Annotated in this window: 3 protein-coding genes and 1 pseudogene; all 4 read right to left on the reverse strand. The window is 66.1% G+C overall.

The genetic code is table 11. The features are described from left to right. Positions 1 to 125: 125 nt before the first annotated feature. Positions 126 to 425, reverse strand: a pseudogene (locus tag EKL94_RS21675) (biotin/lipoyl-containing protein); the annotation flags it as partial. Between the two features lie 40 nt (positions 426 to 465). After that, on the reverse strand, positions 466 to 3297 hold the full coding sequence (locus tag EKL94_RS21680; RefSeq protein ID WP_126930598.1) for a 2-oxoglutarate dehydrogenase E1 component: 2832 nt from the start codon (positions 3295 to 3297) through the stop codon (positions 466 to 468). Positions 3298 to 3483: 186 nt separating this feature from the next. Beyond that, positions 3484 to 4380 (reverse strand): GNAT family N-acetyltransferase, encoded by an 897-nt coding sequence (locus EKL94_RS21685; protein ID WP_126930599.1) that lies wholly within the window; start codon positions 4378 to 4380, stop codon positions 3484 to 3486. Between the two features lie 9 nt (positions 4381 to 4389). After that, positions 4390 to 5796: a ribosomal protein uL16 3-hydroxylase gene (locus tag EKL94_RS21690; RefSeq protein WP_126930600.1), complete on the reverse strand. Its 1407-nt coding sequence runs from the start codon at positions 5794 to 5796 to the stop codon at positions 4390 to 4392. Positions 5797 to 5927 lie beyond the last annotated feature (131 nt).

Genomic DNA, 5927 nt, shown 5'->3' on the forward strand with positions numbered 1-5927 from the left:
CCGCGTAGAGATGTACGCGGGGGCGTCGGTGGTCAGGGTCATTTGTGTAGAATGACGGGGCGGGCAACAGGCGGGGTGTGGTTGATCCCGCTTCCTCGGCAGGGGGCGCCCGGTTGTCAAGATGGGGCCGGGGCAGCGGCAGCAGCCGGAGCGGCTTCAGCGGCCGGGGCCGGGGCAGCAGCCACGGCGCCTTCTTCGATGATCGCCACGACCTGGCTGGAGGTCACGGTCGAGCCTTCGGCGAACTTGATTTCCTTGAGCACGCCGTCGACCGGCGACGGCACTTCCAGGACGACCTTGTCGGTTTCCAGGTCAAGCAGGTTTTCGTCGCGCTTGACGGCGTCGCCCACCTTCTTGTGCCAGGTGGCGATGGTGCCGTCGGCGACGGATTCGGGCAGTACCGGGGCTTTGACTTCGGTGGCCATTGCGGGAGCTTCCTGGTTTGTCTTCTAAATAGGGGGAGGATTATTCAGCGAACGTGTCGTTGAACGGGTTGACCAGTGCGTCGGCGACCAGCTGCTGCTGTTCGCGGACGTGGTCAGCCATGTGACCGGCAGCCGGCGAAGCCGAACGTGCGCGACCGGCGTAGTGCAGGTTCTGGCCATCGGCCAGGCAGAACTGCAGGTGGTGGCGGATCTGGTACCACGCACCCTGGTTCTGCGGTTCTTCCTGCGTCCACACCACGTCGGTGGCCTTGCCGTACTTCTTCAGTTCGGCAGCCAGCAGCGCACGCGGGAACGGATACAGCTGCTCCACGCGGATGATCGCCACGTCGTCCTGGCCACGCTTGGTCTGGTCTTCCAGCAGGTCGTAGTAGACCTTGCCCGAGCACAGCACCACGCGCTTGACCTTCTTGGCGTCCGCATTGGCGTCGCCGATCAGGTGCTGGAACTCGCCGTTGGCCAGCTCGTCCAGGGTCGACACGGCCAGCTTGTGGCGCAGCAGCGACTTCGGCGACATCACCACCAGCGGCTTGCGGGTGGTCAGGTGCTGCTGGCGACGCAGCATGTGGAAGGCCTGCGCCGGGGTCGACGGCACCACCACCAGCATGTTCTCCAGTGCGCACAGCTGCAGGAAGCGCTCCAGGCGCGCCGAGCTGTGTTCCGGGCCTTGCCCTTCATAGCCATGCGGCAGCAGCAGGGTCAGGCCGGAAATGCGGCCCCACTTGGCTTCACCGGCGGCGATGAACTGATCGATGACGACCTGGGCACCGTTGGCGAAGTCGCCGAACTGGCCTTCCCAGATGCACAGCGTGTTCGGATCGGTGGTGGAGAAGCCGTACTCATAGGCCATCACCGCTTCTTCGCTCAGCAGCGAATCGATGACGGTGGCCTTCTCCGGCGAATCCACCAGCTGCCGCAGCGGCATGTAGTAGTTGTCGGTCTTCTGGTCGTGCAGGATCGCGTGGCGGTGCGTGAACGTACCGCGGCCCACGTCCTGGCCGACCAGGCGCAGGGCACTGCCTTCGTCGAGCAGGGTGGCGTAGGCCAGGTTCTCGGCAAAGCCCCAGTCGCCCGGGATCTCACCGGCGGCCATCTTGCGGCGGTCGTCGTAGACCTTGGCCACGCGCGAGTGCAGCTGCACTTCGTCCGGGATGGTGTTGATCAGCTTGGCCAGCTCGACCAGCTTGTTCTTCTCGACCTTGGTCGAGATCGGGTCGGACAGCTTGCCTTCCAGCAGCTTCGGCCAATCGACGAACAGCGGGCTGGTCGGCGGGGTCTTCTCGACCTTGGCCAGCTCGGTGGTGACTTCACCGGCATCCAGCTTCTCGCGGTACGCATCGACCATCGCCTTGCCGGCACCGGCGGCGATCACGCCCGCCTTTTCCAGCTGCTCGGCGTACATCTCGCGGGTGGTGGCGTGCTTGCGGATCACCTGGTACATCAGCGGCTGGGTGATCGCCGGCTCGTCGGCCTCGTTGTGGCCCCAACGGCGGTAGCACATCAGGTCGATGACCACGTCCTTGGCGAACTTCTGGCGGAACTCGAAGGCCAGCTGCGCGGCGAACACCACGGCTTCCGGATCATCGCCGTTCACGTGCAGCACCGGGGCGGCGATCATCTTCGCCACGTCGGTGGCATAGCGCGTGGAGCGCGTATCCAGCGGGTTGGAGGTGGTGAAGCCGACCTGGTTGTTGACCACGATGTGCACGGTGCCGCCGACGGCGAAGCCGCGGGCCTGCGACATCTGGAACAGTTCCATGACCACGCCCTGGCCGGAGAAGGCCGCGTCGCCGTGGATCAGGATGGGCATGACCTGCTTGCGCGCGGTGTCCTTGCGGCGCTCCTGGCGCGAACGCACGGAACCGGCCACGACCGGGTCGGCGATTTCCAGGTGCGACGGGTTGAACGCCAGCGCCAGGTGCACCGGGCCGCCGTCGGTCGCCACGTCGGCGGAGAAGCCCATGTGGTACTTCACGTCACCGGCCGAGGCGTGCTCGTCGTGCTCGAACTTGCCTTCGAACTCGTCGAACAGCTTGCGCGGGTTCTTGCCCAGGGTGTTGACCAGCACGTTCAGGCGGCCGCGGTGGGCCATGCCGATCACCACGTCCTTGACGCCATCCTTGCCGGCGCTGCGGATGATGGTGTCCATCATCGGGATCAGCGAGTCGCCGCCTTCCAGCGAGAAGCGCTTCTGGCCGACGTACTTGGTGTGCAGGTAGCGTTCCAGGCCTTCGGCGGCGGTCAGGCGCTCCAGGGTGCGGCGCTGGGTGTCAGCGTCCAGCTGGTAGTTGCCACCGGCCAGTTCCAGCTTCTTGTAGATCCACTGGCGCTGCTCGACCTCGGAGATGTGCATGAATTCCGCACCGATCGAACCGGTGTAGGTCGCCTTCAGGCGCGCCAGCAGGTCGCGCAGCTTCATGCGCGGCTGGCCACCGACGCCGCCGGTGCTGAACTCGCTGTTGAGGTCACCATCGGACAGGCTGTGGAACGGCAGGCCCAGGTCCGGGGTGTTGACCGGTGCGGCCAGGCCCAGCGGATCGAGGCGGGCGTCCAGGTGACCACGCGAGCGGTAGGCGGTGATCAGGCGACCGACATTGCGCTCACGCTCGTCGCCCGCACCGCCACCGGTGCCGGCTTTCAGCGCATCCTTGGCCGCGTCCGCGATGTGGGAGATGACAGCCGAGTGCGGGATGTCACCTGCTTCGCGGCCCTTGAAGCCGTCGAAGTAGGTTTTCCATTTGGGATCGACACTATCCGGGGAGACCAGGTACTGCTCGTACAGGTCCTCGACATAGGAGGCGTTGCCGCCGGCGAGTTGCGAAGATTGCGCAAACTGCTTCAGTTGATTGTCCACGATGGAGGGTGCTGATTCGCTTTGTGGGGTATGGCTTCAGAAGGACCCGGCACGAAGATGAATAGCCATGCACGGGCGCGTTCAAACAGCCAAATTGTACCCCCAACCGGACACGAAGGGGCACCACCAGAGGCATCGCGCGTCCCCCGGTGCCGCTTCCAGACAGGTTGGCGCGGTGGCGCGCGCTCAGATGCCGAGCGCGCGCAGTTCGCTGCAATCGCGCGAACGGTCCCAGACGCGCTGCAATTGCTGCTCGAACGGCTGCGAACGTGCTGGTAGCGCGATGCCAGCTTCGCCGTCGATGCGATGGCCGATCAGACGAAAGTAGAAGTCGCCCGCATCGTTGAGCAGGCAGGCCGAGGCCAGCGCACGGTCGACCGGGTCGGCGACCTCGCGGAACTGGATCACGCTTGGCAGGCGCTGGGCCAACGCCAGCAGCGGCGCGCCTGCAGAGGCGATCGCGGCGGCGTCGTGCACGATCACCCGCAGCTGCTTGTCATGACGGGCGGTGACGAAGCGGCGCAGGGCGGCCTGCACCGGGGAGGCGTCAAGCAGCCCGGGGTCCAGCTGGCGGCTGTGCAGCCACAGCTGGCGACGGGCGCGGTGGAGGATGGCCGTGGTGATGGCCACCGCTTCGGCGCGGCTGTCGATGGCGCTGGCCGCGCCCAGCCGGCGGCGCATCTGCTGGTGGCCGATGCCGGCCTCCTCGAACACCTCGCCTTCCGGCAGGAAGCCCTGGCGGGCATAGAAATCGCGGGCCGGCAGCTGGGCGTGCAGGTGCAGTTCGGCCAGGCCGAGGTGGCGCCCGGCCTCGACCAGAGCCTCCAGCAGGGCCTCGCCAACCCCTTGGCTGCGACGGCTGGCCAGCACGGCCATGCGGCCGATGCGGCCATCCGGGGTCAGCCGGCCGGTGCCGACCGGCTGGCCGTCACTGTCCAGCGCCAGCACGTGGGCACTGACCGGGTCCAGCGCATCGCGCTCCAGCTCCGCAGCGATGCCCTGTTCCTGCACGAACACGCGCTGGCGTACCTCGTGGATGGCAACGTGGGCTTCGGCGTGGCTGACCTGCTGGACCCGGATCATGGCGAGGGCTCAGGCCCGGCCGGTGCTGTCGTCTTCTTCGTCGTCCTCGAAGTTGACGATGACCTCGATACCGTCGTCGTGCACGGTCACGGAGTGGACATCGTCGGACACCGCGTCGGCGTCGATCGCATCCACACGGTCACGGCCTTCGACGACCTCGCCGAGCACCATGGCATCTTCGCCGTCGTCCTCGTCCTCGTCCTCGTCTTCGGCGTCATACATTTCGCTGGGATCGATCAGCTGGAACACGCCGCCGACCAGCAGCTGCTGGAGCACGGCACGGCCCTTGTCGGACAGGCCACGATAGGCGGCGGCATCGAGCTGTTCGGCGCCGGCCAGGCGCTGCGCGTCCTTCACCGGCAACGCGAAGTCCTGGCCGCTGACATACAGGCTGGCGCCGCGCTTGGCCCGGCGCCAGGCCAGGCGTGCCCACGGGTGGCGCTGCAGCAGCAGGCCCGAGGCCAGGGCCTGGACCACTTCCTCCGGTGCCGGCGCGGCCTGATGGGCCATCACTTCGCCCGCTGCACGGTAGGTGGTGATGAAGCGGCCGAACCAGTCACCCAGCTTGTCCGGGTCGTTCATGCGGATGGCGTTGAGCGCGGTGATCACCCGCGCCATCGCCACCGTGTCGATCTCGTTCGGATCGGCCGGTACCTTCAGGTCGGCATCCTGGTAGCGGATGTTCTCGTCGGCATCGGCAATCAGAGTGTCCAGGTAATCGCTGATCAACTCGGCCGAGGACGGCGCGCGCATGCCGAACGAGAAGGTCAGGCACGGATCTTCGGCCACGCCGTGGTGCGGCACGTTCGGCGGCAGGTACAGCATGTCGCCCGGCGCCAGCACCCAGTCGTGGGTCGGCTTGAACACCTTCAGCAGCTTCAGTTCCACGTCCGGGCGGAAGCCCAGCGGCGGCTGCTTGCCCTTGATCGATTCGCTTGCATCGATCTGCCAGCGGCGGTGGCCGTGGGCCTGCAGCAGGAACACGTCGTATTGGTCGACGTGGGCGCCGACCGAGCCACCGGTGGCGGCGAAGCTGATCATCACGTCATCCATGCGCCAGCGCGGCAGGAAGCTGAAGTGCTCGATCAGGGCGCGCACGTCCGGGTCCCACTTGTCCACGTCCTGCACCAGCAGGGTCCAGTCGTGGTCGGGCAGGGCGGGGAACACGTCTTCCTGGAACGGGCCGGTGCGCACGCGCCAGCCATCCTGATGCTTGTCGTGCTCGATCAGGCGCGCCAGCACGCCTTCTTCGCAGGCCAGCCCGGCCAGGTCTTCCGGCTGCACCGGGGTCTGGAAGTCGGGGAAGGCGTTGCGGATCAGCAGCGGGCGCTTCTGCCAGAAGTCGCGCAGGAAGGTGGCCGGCGCCATGCCCAGCGGCTGGCCGGGACGGGCGGTGACTTCCTGTCTCTTATTCACATTTCCGAGGCCCCGAGACGGATCCCTATTCCGTATGCGGCTTTTTGCTTGAAAAAACAAAAAATATAACATTTATCAATAGCATGAAACAGCGAGCTCATTATATGCTGTTTAAGTGTTAATAAAAAAAA

This window comes from Stenotrophomonas maltophilia (assembly GCF_003970865.1).
GTDB lineage: Bacteria > Pseudomonadota > Gammaproteobacteria > Xanthomonadales > Xanthomonadaceae > Stenotrophomonas > Stenotrophomonas maltophilia_AR.